At 65.7% G+C, this 21,462-nt stretch carries 23 protein-coding genes; 11 read left to right on the top strand and 12 right to left on the bottom strand.

Annotated features, from left to right (window positions below; all coding sequences use genetic code 11):
* The first annotated feature begins 83 nt into the window (after positions 1-83).
* Positions 84-908, top strand: coding sequence for a 3-methyl-2-oxobutanoate hydroxymethyltransferase (panB, locus tag H7X47_RS20770; RefSeq protein ID WP_193370660.1), 825 nt, complete (start codon positions 84-86; stop codon positions 906-908).
* A gap of 189 nt (positions 909-1,097) precedes the next feature.
* Here the strand turns inward: panB and H7X47_RS20765 are convergent, their stop codons facing one another.
* On the bottom strand, positions 1,098-1,616 hold the full coding sequence (locus H7X47_RS20765; RefSeq protein ID WP_193370659.1) for a PM0630 family protein: 519 nt from the start codon (positions 1,614-1,616) through the stop codon (positions 1,098-1,100).
* Positions 1,617-1,817: 201 nt separating this feature from the next.
* Between H7X47_RS20765 and H7X47_RS20760 the strand changes: the two genes are divergently transcribed.
* Positions 1,818-2,465, top strand: coding sequence for a CARDB domain-containing protein (locus H7X47_RS20760; RefSeq protein ID WP_193370658.1), 648 nt, complete (start codon positions 1,818-1,820; stop codon positions 2,463-2,465).
* 83 nt (positions 2,466-2,548) lie between these two features.
* On the opposite strand, the gene gph is transcribed toward H7X47_RS20760, so the two are convergent.
* Positions 2,549-3,265: a phosphoglycolate phosphatase gene (gph, locus tag H7X47_RS20755; RefSeq protein ID WP_193370657.1), complete on the bottom strand. Its 717-nt coding sequence runs from the start codon at positions 3,263-3,265 to the stop codon at positions 2,549-2,551.
* A gap of 107 nt (positions 3,266-3,372) precedes the next feature.
* On the opposite strand from gph, the gene H7X47_RS20750 reads away from it, so the two are divergent.
* Entirely contained in the window at positions 3,373-4,038 is a 666-nt protein-coding gene (locus tag H7X47_RS20750) for a hypothetical protein (RefSeq protein ID WP_193370656.1), read from the top strand.
* An 88-nt stretch (positions 4,039-4,126) separates the two neighbouring features.
* Here the strand turns inward: H7X47_RS20750 and H7X47_RS20745 are convergent, their stop codons facing one another.
* Positions 4,127-4,687, bottom strand: coding sequence for a PAS domain-containing protein (locus tag H7X47_RS20745; RefSeq protein ID WP_193370655.1), 561 nt, complete (start codon positions 4,685-4,687; stop codon positions 4,127-4,129).
* A gap of 111 nt (positions 4,688-4,798) precedes the next feature.
* Between H7X47_RS20745 and mazG the strand changes: the two genes are divergently transcribed.
* The gene (mazG, locus tag H7X47_RS20740) at positions 4,799-5,641 is read left to right on the top strand and encodes a nucleoside triphosphate pyrophosphohydrolase (protein ID WP_193370654.1); all 843 of its coding nucleotides are present in this window, start codon (positions 4,799-4,801) and stop codon (positions 5,639-5,641) included.
* 91 nt (positions 5,642-5,732) lie between these two features.
* On the opposite strand, the gene H7X47_RS20735 is transcribed toward mazG, so the two are convergent.
* The 3 genes from H7X47_RS20735 to H7X47_RS20725 all read right to left on the bottom strand — a co-directional run bounded on the left by H7X47_RS20735 (position 5,733) and on the right by H7X47_RS20725 (position 8,832).
* Positions 5,733-6,998 carry an MFS transporter gene (locus H7X47_RS20735; protein ID WP_193370653.1) on the bottom strand — a complete coding sequence of 422 codons (1,266 nt, stop codon included), beginning with the start codon at positions 6,996-6,998 and terminating at the stop codon, positions 5,733-5,735.
* 226 nt (positions 6,999-7,224) lie between these two features.
* Positions 7,225-7,737, bottom strand: a complete 513-nt coding sequence (locus tag H7X47_RS20730) for a DUF2938 family protein (RefSeq protein WP_193370652.1) — start codon at positions 7,735-7,737, stop codon at positions 7,225-7,227.
* A 36-nt stretch (positions 7,738-7,773) separates the two neighbouring features.
* On the bottom strand, positions 7,774-8,832 hold the full coding sequence (locus H7X47_RS20725) for an NAD(P)-dependent oxidoreductase (protein ID WP_193370651.1): 1,059 nt from the start codon (positions 8,830-8,832) through the stop codon (positions 7,774-7,776).
* 126 nt (positions 8,833-8,958) lie between these two features.
* On the opposite strand from H7X47_RS20725, the gene H7X47_RS20720 reads away from it, so the two are divergent.
* The 3 genes from H7X47_RS20720 (at position 8,959) to H7X47_RS20710 (ending at position 10,516) form a co-directional block, all read left to right on the top strand.
* Positions 8,959-9,177, top strand: coding sequence for a hypothetical protein (locus H7X47_RS20720; RefSeq protein ID WP_193370650.1), 219 nt, complete (start codon positions 8,959-8,961; stop codon positions 9,175-9,177).
* Positions 9,178-9,386: 209 nt separating this feature from the next.
* Complete coding sequence (locus H7X47_RS20715; RefSeq protein WP_319633653.1) at positions 9,387-9,755, top strand: SET domain-containing protein-lysine N-methyltransferase; 369 nt, start codon at positions 9,387-9,389, stop codon at positions 9,753-9,755.
* A gap of 182 nt (positions 9,756-9,937) precedes the next feature.
* Complete coding sequence (locus H7X47_RS20710; protein ID WP_227010655.1) at positions 9,938-10,516, top strand: hypothetical protein; 579 nt, start codon at positions 9,938-9,940, stop codon at positions 10,514-10,516.
* A gap of 32 nt (positions 10,517-10,548) precedes the next feature.
* Here the strand turns inward: H7X47_RS20710 and pdxR are convergent, their stop codons facing one another.
* Together pdxR and H7X47_RS20700 are read right to left on the bottom strand one after the other, a co-directional pair.
* On the bottom strand, positions 10,549-12,030 hold the full coding sequence (gene pdxR / locus H7X47_RS20705) for a MocR-like pyridoxine biosynthesis transcription factor PdxR (protein ID WP_227010654.1): 1,482 nt from the start codon (positions 12,028-12,030) through the stop codon (positions 10,549-10,551).
* 115 nt (positions 12,031-12,145) lie between these two features.
* Positions 12,146-12,520 carry a hypothetical protein gene (locus H7X47_RS20700; RefSeq protein ID WP_193370648.1) on the bottom strand — a complete coding sequence of 125 codons (375 nt, stop codon included), beginning with the start codon at positions 12,518-12,520 and terminating at the stop codon, positions 12,146-12,148.
* A 198-nt stretch (positions 12,521-12,718) separates the two neighbouring features.
* Between H7X47_RS20700 and H7X47_RS20695 the strand changes: the two genes are divergently transcribed.
* The 4 genes from H7X47_RS20695 (at position 12,719) to H7X47_RS20680 (ending at position 17,009) form a co-directional block, all read left to right on the top strand.
* Entirely contained in the window at positions 12,719-13,891 is a 1,173-nt protein-coding gene (locus H7X47_RS20695) for an extracellular solute-binding protein (RefSeq protein ID WP_319633647.1), read from the top strand.
* 181 nt (positions 13,892-14,072) lie between these two features.
* A complete protein-coding gene (locus H7X47_RS20690) occupies positions 14,073-15,158 on the top strand; it encodes an ABC transporter ATP-binding protein (protein ID WP_193370647.1) in 1,086 nt (361 codons plus the stop codon).
* Between the two features lie 52 nt (positions 15,159-15,210).
* The gene (locus H7X47_RS20685; RefSeq protein WP_193370646.1) at positions 15,211-16,122 is read left to right on the top strand and encodes an ABC transporter permease; all 912 of its coding nucleotides are present in this window, start codon (positions 15,211-15,213) and stop codon (positions 16,120-16,122) included.
* Positions 16,119-17,009 carry an ABC transporter permease gene (locus tag H7X47_RS20680; RefSeq protein WP_193370645.1) on the top strand — a complete coding sequence of 297 codons (891 nt, stop codon included), beginning with the start codon at positions 16,119-16,121 and terminating at the stop codon, positions 17,007-17,009. Before H7X47_RS20685 ends, H7X47_RS20680 begins: the two co-directional genes overlap by 4 nt.
* Positions 17,010-17,014: 5 nt before the next feature.
* Here the strand turns inward: H7X47_RS20680 and H7X47_RS20675 are convergent, their stop codons facing one another.
* The 4 genes from H7X47_RS20675 to H7X47_RS20660 form a co-directional block, all read right to left on the bottom strand.
* Positions 17,015-17,743, bottom strand: a complete 729-nt coding sequence (locus H7X47_RS20675) for a transporter substrate-binding domain-containing protein (RefSeq protein WP_193370644.1) — start codon at positions 17,741-17,743, stop codon at positions 17,015-17,017.
* 153 nt (positions 17,744-17,896) lie between these two features.
* Positions 17,897-19,216: an omega-aminotransferase AptA gene (gene aptA, locus H7X47_RS20670; protein ID WP_193370643.1), complete on the bottom strand. Its 1,320-nt coding sequence runs from the start codon at positions 19,214-19,216 to the stop codon at positions 17,897-17,899.
* A gap of 138 nt (positions 19,217-19,354) precedes the next feature.
* On the bottom strand, positions 19,355-20,473 hold the full coding sequence (ald, locus tag H7X47_RS20665) for an alanine dehydrogenase (protein WP_193370642.1): 1,119 nt from the start codon (positions 20,471-20,473) through the stop codon (positions 19,355-19,357).
* Between the two features lie 181 nt (positions 20,474-20,654).
* A complete protein-coding gene (locus H7X47_RS20660; protein ID WP_193370641.1) occupies positions 20,655-21,458 on the bottom strand; it encodes an inositol monophosphatase family protein in 804 nt (267 codons plus the stop codon).
* Positions 21,459-21,462: the final 4 nt, after the last annotated feature.

Genomic DNA, 21,462 nt, shown 5'->3' with positions numbered 1-21,462 from the left:
CCGCCGTAGCCCTCTAAAACAGCGCCGCAGAAGCAATTCAGGCCCGGCAACGGGCCGCCGCCGGAACGGGAGAGGGCGCGGGGATGAGCGGGACGGGTCATATCAAGTCAGTGACGCTGCCGGAGATCGCCGGCCGCAAGGGCGGCGAGCCGATCGTCTGCCTGACCGCCTATACGACCTCCATCGCCCAACTGGTCGACCGCCACTGCGACGTGGTCCTGGTCGGCGACAGCGTCGGCATGGTGCTGCACGGCCTGCCGTCGACCCTGGGCGTCACCCTGGAGATGATGATCCTGCACGGCCAGGCGGTGCGCCGGGGCCTGGAGCGGGCCCTGATGGTCGTCGACCTGCCGTTCGGGACCTACGAGGAAAGCGCGGCGCAGGCCTTCCGGAGCGCCGCGCGGGTCATGGCGGAGACCGGCTGCGAGGCGGTGAAGCTGGAAGGCGGCGTGGTGATGGCCGAGACGATCCGCTTCCTGGTCCAGCGCGGCATCCCGGTCATGGCCCACGTCGGCCTGACGCCCCAGGCGGTGAACACCCTGGGCGGCTACAAGGTCCAGGGCCGCGGCGCCGACGCCGAGCGCATCCTGGCCGACGCGAAAGCCGTGGCCGAGGCCGGCGCGTTCTCGGTGGTGCTGGAAAAGGTCACGGCGTCCTTGGCCGACCGCATCACCGAAGCGGTCGACATTCCGACCATCGGCATCGGCGCCTCGGTGAACTGCGACGGCCAGGTGCTGGTCATCGAAGACATGCTCGGCATGTTCCAGGAGTTCCAGCCGAAGTTCGTGAAGCGCTACGCCGAGCTGGGCCGCGACGCGGAAGCGGCCATCGCGGCTTTCGCCGAGGACGTGCGCCGGCGGCGCTTTCCGGGCCCGGAGCACGTCTTCGGGGACACGACACAGCGCTAGGGGGCCCAGGGAACGTCGAGGATCCCGGAACCGCAGCAGGCCGCCGTTTTGAACTACTCTATATTTTCCATAATATAAATTATGCGAATAACGGGTGGGCTCAGGAGCGGCATGGCGCTCTCGGCGGGCTTTCTCTCCTGCCGCCGTCCCCTGGGCCCTGTTGGCCGGGATTTTTCAGGCAATATCAATTTATTCACTGATCTTCTTCACCTCGAAAGCGAAGTGTTTGACGAGGTTGTCGTCGATATAGACGTCGATGGAGTGCGGCCCTACCGGATCGCCTTCGGCGATGCACCAGCGGCTTGAGATCCAGCCGTTGTTGTCCGGGGCCGCAAACTCTTCCGTGGTCGCCGTGGTGCGATCGGCCGAGTACTTGTGCGGGCTGTAGCTGTCGTCTTCACCTGTCCAGAAGGCCGGCGCTTCCGGCAGCTTCAGGACCTCCCGGTAGCGGACCAGAGCCTGGCCCCCGGCCAGGCGCAGGCGCCAGCCGAAACAGGCCCGGTCCGGCAGATAGGGCACCACGTCGGCCTGGATGTGGCGCTGGTTACCTTCCCCGTCGGACACCGAGACCAGGAACTCCACTTCGGCCACCTCGGCGCTGAGCGCAGGCGGTGCGCCGGCCAGCCAGGCGCCGGCTGTGAAGACCAGCGCGGCCGCGGCAGTCCGGCGGAAAAGGCCGCGCCATCCGGCGCCGATGCCTGCATTCATACGGCAACTCCCTGATTTCAGATCCCGACCGCCATTCCCCCGGCCGGCCAAGTATAGCGCGCCTGCCCCTGGCACCCTAGGCCCTGACGGGCCTCAGCCCTCCTGCTTTCTCCAATGAACCTTTTCCCCGCGGGCCGCGACTACCGTGCATGGAGTGACATCCCTGCCACAGTAACTGATTGATATATTGGAGAAAATAGTATGAAGACCCAGATGAAGCGCAATATCGCCGGTTTCGTGGCGGTCAGCGTCCTTTCCGTCTCCCTCGCGGCCCTGGCCGGCAGCGCGACTGCCCAGGTGCAGCAGCGGGGCGCGACCGGCCTCACGCCGGGTCTGCCCGACATCACCACCTCGGGCGGCTACATCGGCAACAAGAAGTGGACCGAAGGCGGCGTCATCGTGCTGGACGACATGGGTCCGGTCATCGCCACCCAGGTCGGCCCCAAGAAGGACATGTGCCGCTTCGTGCAGATGGACTACCAGCCCGGCAACAAGGGCCTGACGGACGCCGGCGCCTCCGTGGCCAAGGTCTATCGCGGCAACACCCTGGTGAATACCGATAACTTCGCCGCCGGCTACCTGGCGGCGGGCTCGTGGCGTCCCTTCGAGACCTGGCAGATGGACCTTAAGGAAGGCATGAACGCCGTGAAGCTGGTCATGGACGTCAACAAGCAGGTCGCCGAGAGCAACGAGAGCAACACCTTCGGTTCCAAGATCAACGTGAAGCTGGATTGCGACGGTGACGGCTTCATCGCCGGCAAGCCGGTCGGCGGCAACCTCAAGGTCAAGCCGGGTCAGCCCGATCCGGACCCGAAACCGCGCAAGCTGCGCCTGCAGCCGCGTGGCTAAGCGACAGATCCCCTCCCTGTCAGTTAAACCCACCCCCCCGCCGGGGCCCGGGAAGGGCCGCCGGCGGTTCTTTTTGCGCGGTCTCATGACGCCAGGTCGCGGGACAGCGCCGCCACCAGGTCCGGCAGCACGGCAAAGTCATCGAAGATTGCCTGATGGGTGATCTCCGCCACCGGGCTCTTGCGATAGCCCTCGGTGAACAGCACGAAGGGCACGCCGGCCGCAGCTGCGGTGGCGGCGTCCACCTCGCTGTCGCCCACGTAGACGACGGAGGTCAGCTCGGCCTGCAGCAGGCCCGCGGTATGGCGCAGGGGCGCCGGGTCGGGCTTGCGCACCGCCAGGCTGTCCCCGCCGGTCAGGGCTGCGATGAAGCCGGCGATGCCCATTTCCTCGATGATCCGGCGCGCCGGCCCTTCCGGCTTGTTGGTGCAGACGCCCAGCGCATGGCCGTCGGCGGCTAGCGCCGCCAGCGCTTCGGCGACCCCCGGATAGAGCTTCGACAGGGCCGCGGGCGCGGCCCCGTAGATTTCGTTGAAGCGCGGCAGGGCGGCTTGCAGGCTCTCGGCGTCGGCCGCCTCCCCCACGGCGCGCAGCACCCGCTCCAGCAGCACCGGCACGCCATTGCCCACGAAGCCGATGACGGTCGCCAGATCCAGCGGCGCATGGCCGCGTTCGGCCAGGAAAGTCGCGGTGGCAGCGTGCAGGTCCGGGACACTGTCGACCAGCGTGCCGTCCAGATCGAAAACGATGGCGCGGGGGCCGGTGCCTGGAGGCGCCGGCGACGGGGAAACTAGGGACATAGACCTAATCAACCAGTTTGGGTGAACCGTTGAACCATGTGGCGCGACTGACCGGGTAACACAACACGCTCCGAGGCTTATCGGAGTTCGCCGAAAGGATCAAACCAATGCGCAAGAGCCCTATCACGAAGATCGCCCTCGCGGCTTTTGCCGCTACCACCATCAGCAGCACCATCGGCCTCGGCTGCGTGGCCCAGGAACGCAACGAGCACTCGCACCGCCTGCCGGCGCAGGTGCAGGATAGCCAGGTTGAGCCTCTGCGACTGAAGCCCGTGAAGCCGTCTCGCCCGACCCGTGAGCGCCGCCTGCAGGCCCGGCGCGCCGGCGACCCGGTGAAGAAGATCGCCACCGGCACCGCCCAGGGCGGCCCGGACACCCCGAGCCAGCTGGCGAACCTGGTGGTCATCCCCTACTACAACAATGCCGTCGGCCTGCCCGAAGGTTTCCCCGAGCACAGCTACTGCGTGAAGAAGCCGACCGGCGGCACGCCGAACCAGATCAAGTTCTGGGTCCGCAATGCCGGTGGCAGCGACAGCGGCAGCTTCCAGTGGACGCCCAGCTTCCCCACCGCCGGTGCGGCGCCCGCGCAGATCATCGTCAACGTGCCGGCCAACGGCCAGGTGCTGGTGACGCAGAACCTGCCCATGGACTGCTACGACGGCAACTTCTCGGCAATGTGCCAGTTCTCGATCCATCTCGACGATCACGACGAGGTCGAGGAGTGGAGCGAAGCCAACACCTACAACAGCTATTGTGTCAGCCCCGCGGGCTGATCCGGCTGGACAGGTTCAAGATGGAGCGGCAGCCCCCGGGCTGCCGCTTTTCTGATTCCAGCGGCATAATGGGGCGCGGGACGCTGCCTCAGAAGGCCAGGCGGGGCAGCACGTCGTTTTCGATGCGCAGCACCTGCTTGTCTTTCACTGTGGCCAGTGTGCCGCTGCTCGCGCCGTTTTCGATGCGCGACAGGCAGCCGACCACCAGGCGCCGCTCTCCCTCGCCCCTGCTCAGCGGCAGACGGACGATCTCGACGCGCAGATAGCTGCGGTCGCTGTAGGTCAGGCCTTCGATGGAGCGCACGCAGACCCCCTGGGTCAGTACCTGGTCGAATATTTCGCCCACGGCATCCAGATCTTCCCCGTGCAGCAGTTCGTCGAGGAAATGGTTGGTGTTCTCGGAGCCCATGATCTCCCGGATGCCGGTGCCCGACAGCCGGAAGAAGAAGCGACCGGTTTCCTTGATCTTTTCCACTATGAAGATGTGCGGCAGAAGGGCGGGAATGGCCGCGGGGTCGAAGTCGTCGCGCCGGGGCACGCCGCCACAGCGCGCGGCCAGGCTCTCCCAGTAGGTATAGAAGGCGCGTGAAACGCCGCTGAAAAAGATGTCTTCCCTCGCCGCTTCGGCAAGCACTTGGTTCTCCCCCATGCCTTCATCCTTAACGCAGAAAACGTTTGCTTTTCATTAACTACCCAACGTTGCGGAGGCTGCGGCCTCGCGGGGCTTTTCCCGCTGGCGATCTGCGCTAATCTGCGGGGCATGACCGAAGACGATTCCTTCCCGCCGAATGCGTCCCCGCCCCGCCCCATCGACCGCCTGCTCGCCGTCATGGCGCGGCTGCGCGATCCCGAGGGCGGCTGCCCCTGGGATCTGGAGCAGAACTTCGCGACCATCGCCCCCTACACCATCGAAGAGGCCTACGAGGTCGCCGACGCCATCGAGCAGAATGACATGGCGGCCCTGCGCGACGAGCTGGGCGATCTGCTGCTGCAGGTGGTCTTCCACGCCCGCATGGCCGAGGAGGCCGGGCACTTCGCTTTCGACGACGTGGCCGAGGCGATCAGCGACAAGATGGTCAGCCGCCATCCCCATGTCTTCGGCGACCACGACGCAGACACACCCGACGACGTGAAGGTCACCTGGGAGGCCCAGAAGGAGGCCGAGCGGCGGTCCAAGGCCGGGGACAACGGTGAAACCTTGAGCGCCCTGGACGGGGTGACGGCCGCCCTGCCCGCCCTGCTGCGCGCCGAGAAACTGCAGAAGCGCGCCGCCCGGGTGCGCTTCGACTGGCCCGAGGTCGGCCAGGTTTTCGACAAGCTGGACGAGGAAGTCGGCGAAATCCGCTCGGAGATCGCCGCCGGCGGCGACCCGGACCGTCTGGAGGACGAGGTCGGCGACCTGCTGTTCGTCGCGGTCAACCTGGCCCGCCACCTGAAGGTAGATCCCGAGTCAGCCCTGCGCCGGACCAACGCCAAGTTCGAGCGCCGCTTCCGCGCCATGGAGGCCGACCTGGCCGGACGCGGCGAGAAGGCCGAGGACCAGAGCCTGGAGGCCCTGGAAGAGCTCTGGCAGGCCGCCAAGCGCGCGGAGAGCGCGTCCTAGGGCCTGTACTCATAACCCCAGTCCAGCCGGTGTCCGCTTCAGAGGCACCGGCAGACTTCCATCAGCGGGCCGCCCGGGCAGGCCACTGCGATCAGGACTGCGCGTCGTCATCGCGTTCGGCCTCGGCCTGTTCGGCAGCCCAGGCACCCGCCGCCTCCACCGTAAAGGGCGACGCGGTGGGCAGCACACCCAGGTAGCTTTCGGTCTCGTCCACCGGGAGGGCCGAGCGCTGCGTCATGCGGTAGAGCGCATAGAGCGCCATGGCACCGAAGGTCGCGCCGAGCACCAGCCAGAACGCGAAAGGTCCAAGCCCCTGCATCGCCCAGCCGGTAATCAGCGGGCCCACGATGGCGCCCAGTCCGAATGTGAACACGAGCCCTCCGGACGCGGCCGGCATATCCTCGACCGAAAGAAAATCGTTGGTGTAGGCGAGAAAGAGGGCGTAAAGCGGCGTCGTTACGCCGCCGGCGAAAAAGGCGACCGCCATCAATGGCCACAGGCCGCCACCGGTGATCCAACCCAGGCCACAGGATGCCGCGCCGACTACAGCTGCCCCGAAGATCAGCTTGCGCCGGTCCACGCGGTCCGAAAGCCATCCGATAGGGAATTGCAGTACCAGCGCCCCGGCGAACAACATCGCGACGAACAGCGCGATCTGCGCCGCTGACAGACCGATCTGCGTGCCGAAAACCGCGCCCATGCCCGATTGTGTCGCGTATACGCTGCCCAGCAGAAAGATTCCCACGGTGCCGAGCGGCGAGCTCGCGAAGAGGTTCCGCAAGGACATCGGGCGTGCGACTTCGACCGCCGGGGCCGTGGTGACGGACAGCAGGATCGGCGCGAAGGAAATCGATACCAGGATCGAGGCCCCGATGAAGAGCGCGGCGGTCCCCGCATCGCCCATCGTCAGCAGCCCCTGCGCCCCGATGATTCCCAGCGTCTGCGCGATCATGTAGGCCGACAGCACCTTGCCTCGCGTCTCGTTGGTGGCGGCGTCGTTCAGCCAGCTTTCGGCGGCGACATAGATACCCGACATACAGAAGCCCACCAGCACCCGCAGCAGCGTCCAGGCCCAGGGTTCGGCCAGCAGCGTGAACGCGATCAGCCCCGCGGACATGAAGCTGCCCAGCGCCGCAAAGACGCGCACGTGCCCCACCCGCCGGATAAGCAACGGGGTCAGACGGGCGCCTGACAGGAAGCCCATGAAATAGCCCGAGGTGACGACGGCCAGCTCCGCGGCGGAAAAACCCTCGATCCCGCCGCGCAGGCCGATGAGGGTGAAATGCATGCCATTGCCCAGCATGATCAACACGATGCCGAGCAGAAGAGCCCAGACCCCGGACAAAACTTGAAACATGAACCGCCCTTTCGCGCCTTCGGGTTCTCCCGCGCCGCCCGTCACTTCGCACGGCCCGGTCACAGCCGCGATCGCTGCAGAGCCGCATGATCGACCATTTACGGCAATGTGTCAGCGTCCGCGCCAGGGAGGGCGACCCGGCCGGGCACGGCGAGAAGGCCGGGGACCAGAGCCTGGAGGCCCTGTAAGAGCTGTGGCTGGCGGCGAAGAAAGACGAGGCGAAGATCTAGTTGTGCCCCATAGGCCACACCAGGATTCCGGCCAGCCAGCTCCCTGCGCAGAGCGCGATGCCGTAGATGATGTGTGAGACCAGGGCATTGAGGCGGGGTACCAAGGGATTGGGCGCCAAGCGCCCCATGACGCCGATGCCGAGGCCCGGCTGCAGGATGAACCAGGGGATCACCACCGAGGCCGCGCCAAAGGCTGCACCGTTTGAGACTGACGGTAACCGGTCGAATCCGTAGGTCATGAGACCGACGTAGACGAAGCCATAGATGAGGCCCACCAGGTAGTGCATCACCCAGCCGAGGGCCAGTTCGCCCGGCACGGCCGCGCTCTCGCCGATCGGCCGGTGAATGAAACGCCCGCGTGGCAGATGCGCGAACCAGCGCCCGATCAGTGCCCAGTTGGTCGGCGGGATGCCGGAGATGACAAAGAGCACCCGCTGCCAGAGGTCGAGAACGATCGTGGCGAAGACGCCCGAGACGCAGGCCACGAAGACGAAGCTATCTAACGGCATCCAGGCCTCCCAGCCTTCGCCTGGCAGGTCTGCACTTCAATCGTTGACCAGCAGGTGCATGAGGCTGGAGGTGTCCCAGCGCCTGCCGCCGCGGGCCTGGACCTGGGCATAGAGCTGGTCGACCAGCGCCGTGATCGGCAGGCGTGCCCCGTTGTTCTTGGCTTCGGCCAGGCAGATCCCCAGGTCCTTGCGCATCCAGTCCACGGCGAAGCCGAAGTCGAACTCGCCCTTGCACATGGTGGCGGCGCGGTTGTCCATCTGCCAGGACTGGGCGGCGCCCTTACCGATGACGTCGATGACCTTATCCATGTCGAGGCCGGCCTTGAGGCCGAAGTTCATGCCTTCGGCGAGGCCTTGCAGCAGCCCGGCGATGCAGATCTGGTTGACCATCTTGGTGAGCTGGCCGGCGCCGGCCGGGCCCATCAGGGTGACCGCCCGGGCGAAGGCGTCGATGACCGGCTTTGCCCGCTCGAAGGCGGCCGCCTCGCCGCCGCACATCACGGTGAGCTGACCGTTCTCGGCCCCGGCCTGTCCGCCGGAGACCGGCGCGTCGATGAAAGCGATGCCCTGTTCCTGCCCAGCGGCGCCCAGCTCGCGGACGACCTCCGCCGAAGCGGTGGTGTTATCGACCAGGATGGTGCCGCTGGCCATGCCGGCGAAGGCGCCGTCCGGGCCCAGGACGATGTCGCGCAGGTCGTCGTCGTTGCCGACACAGGAGAAAACGATCTCCGCCCCCTCGGCCGCCTGGCGCGGTGTCGCGGCCGCGGCCCCGCCGTGCTTGGCCGCCCAGGCCTCCGCCTTGGCGGCGGTGCGGTTGTAAACGGTCACATCATGGCCGGCCGCGGCCAGGTGTCCGGCCATGGGAAAGCCCATGACTCCAAGCCCGAGGAAGGCAACCTTGGTCATCTCGATCGATCTCGCCTGCTTGCTGGTTTCTAGGGACTCCGGCGCGGCCGAGTCGGCTGCTCCGGTGAAGTGCGGGCGGAGCCTACTTGAGAGCGGCAAAGGCCTGCAAGCGGTACGGCGGCGAGACCTCTGGTGGCGGGCAACCCGACGGTCGGGCAATTGGTATGACCACTTATGCGTCTGTGGCATATCAGATTTGCAGAAAAGATATTGCGTTGCACCATTTTCAGCTTGCTCTGGTATACCACGGATTATATATATAATTCATAACGATCATAGAACGTACGCCTACGTCAGCAAATTGAGAGAAGACAGATGTTTGCATCCGCAACAAAGCCATCGTCCTTCCAGACCATTGACAGCTTGGCTCAGTGGTTTGCTCGTATTACCACGGCGCTGGCCGCTGCCATGAGCGCCTATCACGTCTACAGTCGGCTTTCCGGTCTCTCCAACAGCCAGCTCGAGGCCCGCGGCATGACCCGTCAGGACATCACCCGCGCCACCTGGCAGGCGCTCGAAGGGCATCTGTTCTGATCTTCTGACCGGACGTTCCGGGGCCGGCGGCCGCAAGCGGCGTCGGCCCCTCTTCTTCAGCACAGCGGCGCGGCCCGATTCCGCGCCGCTTTGCGTTTCACCCCAGCCTTCCGTCTATGTTCCCACCATTTGAAATAGCGGGGGCCTATGCAACCATGCGTCCTTGCTGGAATCAGAGGGGACGCGCGGAGATGTTCAGGTTGGCGCAGGTGCCGGGAAAGGGCCGCGGCCTGCTGGCGGAGCGGCCCATCGCCGCCGGCAGCCGCCTGGAGCGCGCGCCGGCGGTGCGCCTGGGGGCCAAGGACCGGGCCCTGTTCGACCAGAGCGCCTTCTTCGCCTACTACTTCGCCGATCCCCAGCATTTCGGTGCGCCGGGCGACCATGACGCCCTCGTGGTCTTTGGGCAGCTCACATTCTGCAACCATTCCGAGAGTCCCAATGCTGTCGTGCACTGGGAGGAAGATGAGGTCGGATTGTGGGCGGTCCTTGAAGCGATAGCGGATATTGCGGAGGGCGACGAAATCACCTTGTTCTATACAAACATCTCTGAGTATTCCTCAGCTGATTTATTCATCTGACGCCTAAGGTTTTAGTCAAATTCTTTTAGATATACAGATCTCCGCCATTTTGGTCACCCTATCGGCCTGTTTTCGATGTGAATTTGCCGTTTAGAAAGGAAACATAAACGACCGCCTGCTTGAATAGCGGGTCTCGAGAAGCGGATAGTGTCGGTGTTTATCCGGCGCTTGAGGATCAACGTATGGTTTCATCGTCAGCTCAGGCCGTGGCGGCCGCCGACGACAGTCAGCCGGGCGACGCCGCGGGCGATGCCGCCGACGGCAGGAAGCCGGACGGCAAAGGGGCCGGATTCACCGGCACCTATCGCTTGCTCGTGCGCGGCAAGAACATCAACGGCAACACCCTGCTGGCGACCGACTACCTGAACCACTTCAACGAGATCATCATGCTGCTGGAGATGATCCCCTCGATGCCGGAGTGCTACGAGGATGCGATCACCTGGCAGCCCAAGAGCTATGCCGACCACTTCCGCGACAGCTGCTTTTCCGATGCCGAGCTGGCGATCCTGGCTTATGAGAACGCGCCGCAGAACTACCGCCAGGCCTTCGACGCCACCATCGAACAGATGGACCGACTGGTGCTGGAGGCCCTGCCCCGGATCAAGGCCCTGGTGGAGGCGGGCGAGGAAGGCCCGCTGCAGGCCGGGATCCTGGGCGTGACGCGCAAGCTGCAGAGCTTCGTCGACGTCGCCTCCTCGATCATCAACGGCAACATGGACACCCTCGATCAGGCGCAGATCGACAAGGTGATGAACGGCTGAGAGGCCAAGCCTGAGCGCCCTTCCCGCGTCCGTTACTCCCGCTTCTGCATCGACCCCGCCACCAGCCGGCTGAGCGCCTGGAGGCCCGGACCGATCTGTTCGGGCTCTATGGAGGAAAAGCCGAGGCGCATGAAGTTGCGCGGCGGCTTCTTGGAGAGGAAGTGGGCCGAGCCCGGCTCGATGACGATGCCTTCCTGCAGCGCCTCGCGCGCCAGGATGTCGGTGTCCAGGCTCTTGGGGCCCTCCAGCCAGAAGCTGGTGCCGCCGTAGGACGGCCGTCGCGTGAACTCGGGCAGGTAGCGCTCCAGGGCGTCGCCCATGAGCTCCCAACGGGTGCGGAAGTCGCGCTGCAGGCGGTGCACCAGGGCGTCGTAATGGCCGCCGGCGATGAACAGCGCCAGGGTGCGTTGGTTGTTGGTCGCCGGGTGGCGCAGCATCAGGCGGCGCAGCATGCGCGCCTCGAGGATGAACTCCTCGGCGCCGACCATGTAGCCCATGCGCAGGCCCGGGCCCAGATACTTGGAGAAGCTGCCGACGTAGATCACCCGCCCGCTGCGGTCCATGGCCTTCAGGGCCGTGGTCGGGGCGTGCAGGAAGTTGGCCTCCGCCTCGTAATCGTCCTCGATGATGAGGAAGTCCTGGCGCTGCGCCCTCTCCATCAGGGCCATGCGGCGCTCCAGCGGCAGCGTCACCGTGGTCGGCGACTGGTGGCTGGGCGTCACGTAGGCGCAGGTGCAGCCGTCCAGGCGCTGATCGACGACCATGCCGTCGTGGTCCACCGGGATGGGCCGCAACTCGGTGCCGCTGATGGCGAAGATGTTGCGGGTGTCGACGTAGCCGGGGTTCTCGACGGCGACCACCTTGCCCTGCCCGGCCAGCAGCTCGGCGATGAGGAACAGGGCGTTTTGGGCCCCCAGGGTGACGAGGATCTCCTGCGGCTGGGCCTTGATGCCGCGGCGCGGCAGGACTCGGGTGCGGATTTCCTCGATGAGGCGCGGGTCGTCGTCGTTGAAATTGTCCTCGGTCCAGCTCTGGATCGCCTCCACGCCCAGGGCCTGGCGCGAGCACATGCGCCAGGTCGAGACCGGGAACAGCTTGGGGTCCGGCTGTCCGTAGATGAAGGGATAGGGATAGCGGCGCCAGTTGCGCGGCTTGACCACGTGATGCTGTTCCGACGGCCTGAGCCGCAGGCGGTTGAACCAGTCGACCTCGCTGCTGCGCTCGATCTCGGGAGAGGCGGCTTGTCCGTCGATCTGCTGGAACACCATGTCGGTGTTGACGAAGTAGCCGATGCGCTCGCGTGATATCAGCAGCCCCTCGTCGGCCAGGGCCTGATAGGCCAGGACGACGGTGTTGCGCGACACCCCAAGGGAATGCGCCAGGCGGCGGCAGGACGGCAGGGGGTCGCTGCCCGACAGGCGGCCGTCGAGAATCGCGTCGATCAGCTGGCGGCGGAGCTGTGCCTGCAGGCCCACGTCGCCGTCGTGGCGGACCGGAAAGATAAAGTCGCGCAAAGTTTACCCGCGCCGGGACGCGGCCTCCCAAACCGGGCACAGGCCCGCAAGCTCACTGAGTGGCGGTAGATTAGGAGGCCCCCGGGTCCGCCTCAAGCCCGGCTTGGGGGAAACTTCACGGTTGTTTCACGCCGATTGCGATCGCGCGGAAGTGGCGGGCCGCGGGCAGCCCCTCCTCCCGGCACCAGGCGCGCTGGCCGCCCAGGCCACGGTTGCGCCATTCCCGGTCGGCCTCGACCCAGCCCCGGATCCGCAGGCGCCGGGCGGCTTCCTTGTCCAGGCCGGCGCGCACGGTCAGGGCCGCGAGCTCAATCTTGAAACCCGCCTCTACCTCGGGCGTCAGGGTGCCGCAGTAGCTGGTCACCGCGTAGTCGTAGACGGCGCGAGTCAGGTCGCGCTCGGCCGCGGCGCCTCGGCCAGCCGCCGCGCAAGCTATCGCTGCAACTGCGAAGAGGATGACGCGGCAGGTCCTGATTCCCCATTCGTACACTTCTGGCACCATCCACGATCTGGAGTTGGCCTTGACTTGCTTTCTAAGCCACTGCCAGAGTTAACCCTAGGGCCTAAGGCCCTCATAATAAAACGGTGGACCGGCGGGGCGGTCATCACCGCTCCACCGAAAAACCGTCACAAAAATCTGTCACCTAGAGCACCACATTTCGACGTCAACGCATTGGGGAGAACTCGCGTGAAAAGGACCGGAAAGCCAACCAACAGCGAGAAGACGCACCGCGCGGTGCGGGATTTCTCGCGCCGCACGCTGCTAAAGCAGGCGGCGGCCGGCGGCGCCATCGCCGCCGTCGCACCCGCGATCGTAAGCCGGGAGTCGCTTGCCTCCTCCGGTGAACTGGTCGTCATGAACTGGTCCGACTACCTCCCGAAGTCCTTCCTGGAAGGCTTTGAGAAGAAGACGGGCATCAAGATCAAGCATACGCCTTACGGCTCCAACGAAGAGCTGTTGAACAAGATGCGCGCCACCAAGGGCCGCGGCTTCGACCTGGTCGGTCCGACCGTCGACCGCGCCGGCGAGTGGAAGCCTTTGGGCCTGCTGCAGCCCTTCGACATGAGCCGCATCGACACGTCCAAGATCGTCCCCGGCCTGCTCAAGGGTTCGACCGACGGCTGGACCTGGGACGGCGGCAACCACCACCTGCCCTACCACTGGGGCACCGAGGCCCTGGCCTGGCGCACCGACAAGTGGGAGCAGGACTATGCGAACCTGTCCTACGGTGACCTCTGGCTGCCTGAGTTGAAGGGCAAGGTCATGGGCCGCCCGCACTCCATGATGCTGGGCATCGGCCTCTACCTCGACTCTTCGGGCAAGATGCCCTCCAACCGCATGCTCGACGCCTACAAGGACGAGGCGACCATGCGGAAAATCTGGGACGAGATCACCAAGTTCGCGGTGGAGCACAAGCCCTGGCTGAAGCAGTTCTGGAACGACGCCGACGCGCAGATCAATGGCTTCATGCAGAACGACGTGGTTCTGGGCCAGACCTGGGACGGCCCGCCGCTGCGCCTGAAGAAGGAAGGCAAGCCGGTGACCTACATGGCGCCGCAGGAAGGCGCGCTTACCTGGCTTGATGGTCTTGCGATGCCGATCGGCGCGAAGAACATCGACGAGATCTACGAGTACATCAACTACGTCTACGACGCAGAGGTGAACGGCCTGATCGCCAACGAGACAGGCTACAACCCGGTTGCCATCGGCGCCGAGAACCACCTGTCGCCGGAGAGCAAGAAGGCCTTCAGCGAGGCCTATCCGGACGATGCCCTCGACCGCCTCTGGTGGTGGCCGCCGTCGGAGCCCTGGTACACCGAGATCCGTGCCGAGTACCGCGATAAGTTCGTTGCGGCCTGATCTTCGGAACGGGTTACGAGTGTAATGTTTACGGGTCCCGGCCTGGCGGCCGGGACCCGCTTCCCGTAAGGGAGGATCCAGACGACAGCGTCCGGCCAAGAGACGCGCAGGCGAGGCGGCTTCCTTGCGGCAGAGGCAAGGGGCAATACACGGGCTAAGTGATTCAGGGGGACGGGCTGGAATGAGCGCGGATGTCGAGCTCGATCACATGACAATTCGCTTCGGCGAATTCACGGCAGTTAAAGACGCAAATCTGAAAATCGAAGACGGTGAGTTCTTCAGCTTCCTCGGCCCCTCGGGCTGCGGCAAGACGACGATCCTGCGCGCCATCTCCGGCTTTCTGGAGCCGACCGAGGGTGAGGTGCGGATCGGCGGCAAGAACATGAAGGGCATCGGCCCGAACAAGCGCCCGACGGCGCTGATCTTTCAGAACCTGGCGCTCTTTCCGCTGATGTCGGTGGCCGACAACATCGCCTTCGGTCTGGAGGTGCGCGGTGTCGGCAAGGCCGAACGCCGCAAGCGGGCCGACGAGTTGCTGGACCTCATCGCCCTGGGCGACCAGGGCAACAAGAAGGTCAGCGAGCTGTCCGGCGGCCAGAAGCAGCGCGTGGCCATCGCCCGCGCCCTGGCGGTGGAGCCTGCCGTGCTGCTGCTCGACGAGCCGCTCTCGGCCCTGGACCTGAAGCTGCGCCAGCACATGCGCACGGAGCTGCGCGCCATCCAGCAGCGGGTCGGCATCACCTTCATCTACATCACCCACGACCAGGGCGAGGCACTGACCATGTCGGACCGCATCGCCGTCATGAGCCAGGGCATCATCCAGCAGGTCGGCACCGGCACCGAGGTCTACGAGAATTCCCAGACCGCCTTCGTCGCCTCCTTCGTGGGCGAGAACAACCCTTTCCACGGCAAGGTGGTCGGCACCGAGGGCAGCGACGCGCTGGTTGACACCGCCTTCGGGCGGCTGCGCGGCCGCAACGTGCGCGGCATGCAGCCCGGGCAGTCGGCAATGCTGTTCGTCAGGCCCGAGTCCATGTCCTTCGCCAACGGTGACGCCGAGAACGTCATTGAAAGCCAGGTGCTGCACAGCGAGTTCGAGGGCTCATTCTTCTCGGTCTTCCTGCGCGGCGAAGGGGCCAAGGACATCGTCATGTCGATGACCAACTCCGGGGACCTGCCGCAGTACCAGGAGGGCGAGTCGGCCCGGGTCGCCTTCAAGGCCGAGCGGGCATTGGTGCTGCCGGTGGGGGATGTGGCCGATGAATAGCGCTTCCCCCAGCTCCGTTTCCCTCTGCGCTGCGGCGGGGGGCTGACGGCCGATGCGTGATTTCTTTCAGCGCAACGGCGCGGTGATCTCGACCTACCTGCTGCTGGCGGTCTTCTTCTGGGTGGTCATGATGATCGTCCTGCCGCAGGCCTACATGTTGAACTTCTCCTTCCGCCACGATCTGCTGCCCAACCAGATCGGCGGGCCGAAAGACGTCTACACGCTCAGCAACTATGAGTACCTGCTGTTCGGGCGGCCCGGCGACGAGGAGCTTTTCAACTATCTGCACCTGACGGTCTTCCTGCGCACCATCATTGCCTCGATCTTCGTCACGCTGCTGGACTTCGCGCTCTGCTACCCCATCGCCTACTACATCGCCCAGGTCGCCAAGGGCGGTTACGCGCGCTCCATGATCCTGCTGCTGATCCTGCCTTTCTGGGTGAACGAGATCCTGCGCGCCTTCGCCTTCCGCATCCTCTTCGGCACCTCGGGCGTCATCAACGCTTTCCTGCAGACCATGGGGATCCTGGACGAGCCGATCGATTTTCTGCGCGCCGACGTGGCGCTCTACGCGGGCCTGTCCTACGCCTACATCCTGCTGATGGTCTTCCCGCTCTACAACGCCATCGAGAGCCTGGACCATAACCAGGTGGAGGCGGCGCGCGACCTCGGTTCGCCCTGGTGGCGCATCCACTGGCGCGTGGTCATGCCGCACGCCAAGCCGGGCATTGCTTCCGGCTGCACCCTGGTCTTCATGCTTTCGGCCGGCGCCCTCGCCGCCCCGCAGATCCTCGGCGGCCCGTCCAGCCTGTGGTTCACGCAGATCATCTATCAGTGGTTCAATACCGGCGGCAACTGGGCCCAGGGCTCGGCCTACGCCATCGTGCTGCTGCTCGCCTGCCTGGTCTTCGTCCTGACGGTCATGAAGGTCTTCAAGGTCAGCCTGGGGGAGATCGCGCGATGAGCTCCCAGGGCATCCAGAAGCTGATGGTCTCCTTCTATATCCTTCTGTTCTTCCTGTTCCTCTTCGCGCCGCTCTTCATGATGGGCGCAGCGGCCTTCAACGATGTGGAGTTCCCGCAGGTCGTTCCCTGGGAAGGCTTCACCCTGCGCTGGTTCCCGTCGCTGTTCGAAGACGACCTGATGATTGAGGGCTTCGTGAACTCGATCTGGATCGGCATCGGCGTCATGGCGCTTTCGGTGCCGATCGGCCTGGCGGCGGCCATCGTCATGACCCAGGTACACAAGCGGTTGCAGACGGTCTACTACACCGTGGTGGTCTCGCCGGTGCTGATGCCCGGCGTCATCCTCGGCATCTCAACCCTGGTGTTCTGGGACAAGCTCGGCACCTTCATGGAGGCGGAATACGAGAGCTTCTACTACAGCGGCATGTTCCTCACCATCGTCGGCCAGTCGACCTTCATTTCGGCCTATACCATGCTGGTCTTCCTGGCCCGGCTGCAGCGCTTCGACCGCACGCAGGAGGAAGCGGCCCTGGACCTCGGCGCGACCCACGTACAGGTCTTCTGGAAGGTGCTGATCCCCTTCCTGCGCCCGGCGATCTTCTCGGCCATGGGCCTCGCCTTTCTGACTTCCTTCGAGAACTACAACACCACCGTCTTCACCATCCAGGCGGAGAGCACCTTGACCACGGTGCTGGCCGGCAAGGTGCGCATGGGCACACAGCCCGACCTCGCGGCTCTGGCGGTTCTGATCATCGCGGTCACCCTGATCGGCGCCTTGGCCATCGAGATCGCGCAGCGGCGCGAGCAGCGGCGGGAATGGGCCGCCAAGGCGGCCGCGGCCAAGGCGGAGCGGGAAGCGGAGGCGATAGCCGCCGCCGCGGAATAGCCGCCCTAGCCTGCCACCTGCAGCTTGCCGGTGACGCCGTGCTTGTCGATGAGTCCGGCCACCAGGCCGCTTGCCTTCGCATCGGCCGTGAAGGCGTCGAGGAAGGCTTTCAGGGCGGTATTCCGCGGTTTGGTGCCGATGGCCTGGCCGACGGTGGAGAAGTTGCCTTCCAGCACGCGGGAACCCGGGACTTTTCCGGCATTCTCCAACAGCGCGGGCTTGAGGCCGGCCAGGGCATCCAGCTTTTCGTCGACGAAGAGCTGGAAGGCCCCGCCTAGACCCGTAGAGCGGCACAATTCCGCGTGCTTCAGGGTCCGGCTGAGGTAGAGGTCGTAGGCGGCGCGGTTGGCCACGGCGATGCGCACGCCCGGCTGGTCCACGTCGGCGATGGTTTGCAGGGGCGAGTCCGGCGGCACCAGGTAGCTGCCTTCGATCTCGACGTAGGGGTCGCAGAAGGCGATGGTCTCGGCCCGCTTCGGCTCCACGGCGATGAGGCCGATGTCCCACTCGTCGCGTTCCAGCGCGTCGGCCAGTTCGCCCGGCATGGGATAGGTGTGGTAGGAGACCTCGACACCCAGCCGTCGGGCCGCCTCCGCGGCCAGGTCGGGCGCCACGCCTTGCGGCGCGCCGTCGGCGCTCTTGCCCGTGACCAGCAGGATGTTCCCGAGGTTGATTCCGACGCGCAGCGTCGACGGATCGGTCAGCTCGGCGCGGGCGTCGTCTACGTTGGACATGGTCTCGTTCCCCCAGCGGATTTATCGCCGCAAACGATGGTCGATCAGGCTGGGGAAATCAATGCCGCGCCACGGCCGGGTCGGTGACCGGGGCGATATGAAAACGGCCCCTGCGCCCGGCAGGGGCCGTTCTCCTGCGCTGTGGCGCAGAGATCAGTGCTTGGCGAGCACGCCGCGCAGCTTGGAGAAGATCTCGTCGATGTGCTGGTCCTCGGCCACCAGCGGCGGCGAGACCAGGGCGCAGTCGCCGGTCATCTTCACCATGCAACCGGCGTCATAGAGTTCCTGCATCACCTCCAGTCCGCGGACGCCGGGCTTGCCCTTCGGCGCCAGGTCGACGCCGCCGATCATCCCGTAGCCGCGAATGTCTGTGACCACCGCGAGGTCCTGCAGGGAGAACAGCGCGTCGAGGAACTTCGGCGACATCTGGGCCGCCCGCTCCACCAACTGCTCCTCTTCGAAGATGTTGCGGGTGGCGATCGCCGCAGCCGAAGCGACCGGGCAGCCGGAATAGGTGTAGCCGTGGAACAGCTCGATGGCGTTCTCCGGGGCCGCGTCCATGAGGGTCTGGTGGACCTTCTCGTTGACCGCCACCGCGCCCATGGGCACCACGCCGTTGGTCAGCGCCTTTGCCATGGTCACCATATCCGGCATGACGCCGAAGCTGTCGGCGCCGAACTGCTTGCCGGTGCGCCCGAAGCCGCAGATTACCTCGTCGAAGATCAGCAGGATGCCGTGTTCATCGCAGATTTCGCGCAGGCGCTGCAGGTAACCCTTGGGCGGTACCAGGACGCCGGTCGAGCCCGCAATCGGCTCGACGATGCAGCAGGCGATGGAGTCGGCCCCATGCAGGTCGACGAAACGTTGCAGGTCGTCGGCCAGGTCGGCGCCGGTCTCGGGTTGGCCGACGACGAACTTGTGCTCGGGCAGCTGGGTGTGGCGCAGGTGGCAGGCGCCCGGCAGGCCCAGGCCGAAGGCCTTCTTGTTGTTGACCATGCCGGCGACGGTCAGGCCGCCGAAGTTGACGCCGTGGTAGGCGCGCTCGCGCCCGACAAGGCGCAGGCGCTGCCCCTCGCCCTTGGCCTTGTGATAGGCCAGCGCGATCTTCAGCGCCGTTTCCACCGCCTCGGAGCCGGAGTTGGAGAAGAAGATATGGTCCAGGTCGCCCGGCGTCACCGCCGCGATACGCCGCGCCACCTCGAAGGAGGCCGGATGGCCGAACTGGAACGGCGGCACGTAGTCCATCTTGGTCAGCGCCTCGTTCACCGCTTCCGCGATCTCGCGGCGGCCGTGGCCGGCGGCGACGCAGAACAGGCCGGCCGATCCGTCGATCACCTGATCGCCGTGGTCGGTGGTGAAGTACATGCCCTCGGCGCCGGTCAGAATGCGCGGGTTGGCCTTGAAATGTCGGTTGGCCGTAAAGGGCATCCAGTGCTGCTCGAGCGAATTCGGAATCGGCGGAATGACGTTCATCGGCCTGGCTTTCCTAGGTTTTTCGGGTTGCTACGGAACCTTATCATGTAGTCTAGCGCTCCCGGGAAAGGGGCAGCTAGACCCAATTAGCGGTGATTCGTGAGGCCAGCGGCGGGCCCCCTGCTTGCGCCTGGCGGCCTAGAGCCCCAGGGCCTCCTCGGCCGGCACGTAGTCCATGCCGTGGGCGTCCGCCACCGCCTTGTAGGTGACCTTGCCACCGGCCACGTTGAGCCCCTCCTTGAGGTGCGGGTCGTCGGCCAGGGCCTTGCGGTAGCCCTTGTTCGCCAGCGCCAGGGTAAAGGGCAGCGTGGCGTTGTTGAGGGCGAATGTGGAGGTACGGGCGACCGCGCCGGGCATATTGGTCACGCAGTAGTGAACCGCGCCCTCCTCGATGTAGGTGGGATCCGAATGGGTGGTGCCGTGCGACGTCTCGAAGCAGCCGCCCTGGTCGATGGCGATATCGACGAGGGCCGAGCCCGGGCGCATCTGGCGCACCATGTCCCGGGTCACCAGCTTCGGCGCCGCGGCGCCCGGCACCAGCACGGCGCCGATCACCAGGTCCGCGCCGATGACATGGCGCTCAATGGCGTCGACGGTGGAATAGATGGTGTTCAGCATGGGGCCGAACTGCAGGTCCAATTCATAAAGACGCTCCAGGGAGCGGTCGATCACCGTGACATGGGCCTCCATGCCCATGGCCATGCGCGCCGCGTTGGTGCCCGAGACGCCACCGCCGATGATCACCACCTTCGCGGCTGCGACGCCGGGGACGCCGCCCAGCAGCATGCCGGAGCCCCCCTGCTCCTTCTCCAGGCAGTGGGCGCCGACCTGCACCGACATGCGCCCGGCGACCTCGCTCATCGGCGCCAGCAGCGGCAGGCCGCCACGGGCGTTGGTCACGGTCTCGTAGGCCACGGCGATGCAGCCGGAATCGATCAACCCCTGGGTCTGCGGCAGGTCCGGCGCCAGGTGCAGGTAGGTGAAGAGCAATTGGCCCTCGCGCAGGCGGGAATACTCGGCCGGCTGCGGCTCCTTCACCTTGACGATCATCTCTGCCTTGGCGAAGACGCTGTCCGCGTCAGGCGCGATCTCGGCGCCGGCGGCCTGGTAGTCCGCATCGGTGAAGCCGATCCCCTCACCCGCGTTGGCCTCGACCATCACCTTGTGGCCGTGGTGAACCAGCTCGCGTACCGAAGCGGGCACCAGGCCCACCCGGTATTCGTGGTTCTTCACTTCCTTTGGCACGCCGACCAGCATCTGACTTTTCCTCTCCGTCTTATCAGCCTGGTATCCCACCGGCCTTGATTCATAACGCAGGCGCGCCGGAACGGCGTTGGCCGCCCGGCGCTCTGCCGCACCCTAGGCGGTTCATTGGTCTACTTCCAGAGCCAGTTTTTCTCAGTGGGTGAGGCCAGAGGACAGCGCTGTCCTGTGCTGTTCAGCCGGCCAGCAAGGTTTCGTGCAGGGCGTCCCAGCTTGCCCTGTCCGGGGCCATGAGCAGGCCCAGGTCGTTATAGCGTCCGGCCGTGTAGGGCGTGCCGTCGAAGCAGAGGGCGGTGCCGCCGGCTTCCTGGTGCAGCAGGGTGCCGGGCACGTGGTCCCAGGGCATCAGGCGGGTGAAGAGCGAGAAATGGATCTCGCCCGCGGCCAGACGCAGATATTCCGCCCCGGCGCAACGCAGGGACTTCACGGCCTGCACCCGATTGCGGCGCTGATCAACCAGGCGCGCCAGTTCTTTGGGTGCATAGCTGGAAGCGTGCAGGCTGCCGGTCATGCGGGCCGGCGTGTCAGGCGCGGCCACCTGCAGGCGCCGCTCGCCCATCCAGGCGCCGCTGCCGCGCTCGGCGACCCCGAAGCGGCCGCTGACCGGCTCCAGGATCCAGGCGGCCTCGTTCTCGCCGTTGTTGACCAGTGCCACCATGATGGCGAAGACCTCGCGGCCGTGGGCGAAGTTGCGGGTGCCGTCGATGGGATCGATGATCCATACCGGGGCGTCGGCCGTGACCTGCGACATCAGCGCGGGGTCGAGGTGGACGGCCTCCTCCCCGACCACCAGGGAGCCGGGCAGCAGATCCCTCAGCCGGGCCGTCAGCAGTTTCTCCACGGCCACGTCGACGACGGTGACCAACTCGCCGGCGATCTTCTCCTCGATCTCGTGCGCCGCAAGCGCCTGAAAGCGCGGCAGCACGTCCGTCGCTGCGATTTCCTCAATGACGGCGGAAACTCTGGCGATATCGATCAATGGG

It is taken from the genome of Pelagibius marinus, assembly GCF_014925385.1.
GTDB classification, from domain to species: Bacteria; Pseudomonadota; Alphaproteobacteria; order Kiloniellales; family Kiloniellaceae; genus Pelagibius; species Pelagibius marinus.
The sequence above is the reverse complement of the archived record's forward strand: the minus strand, read 5'-3'. Positions and strand labels throughout refer to the sequence as shown.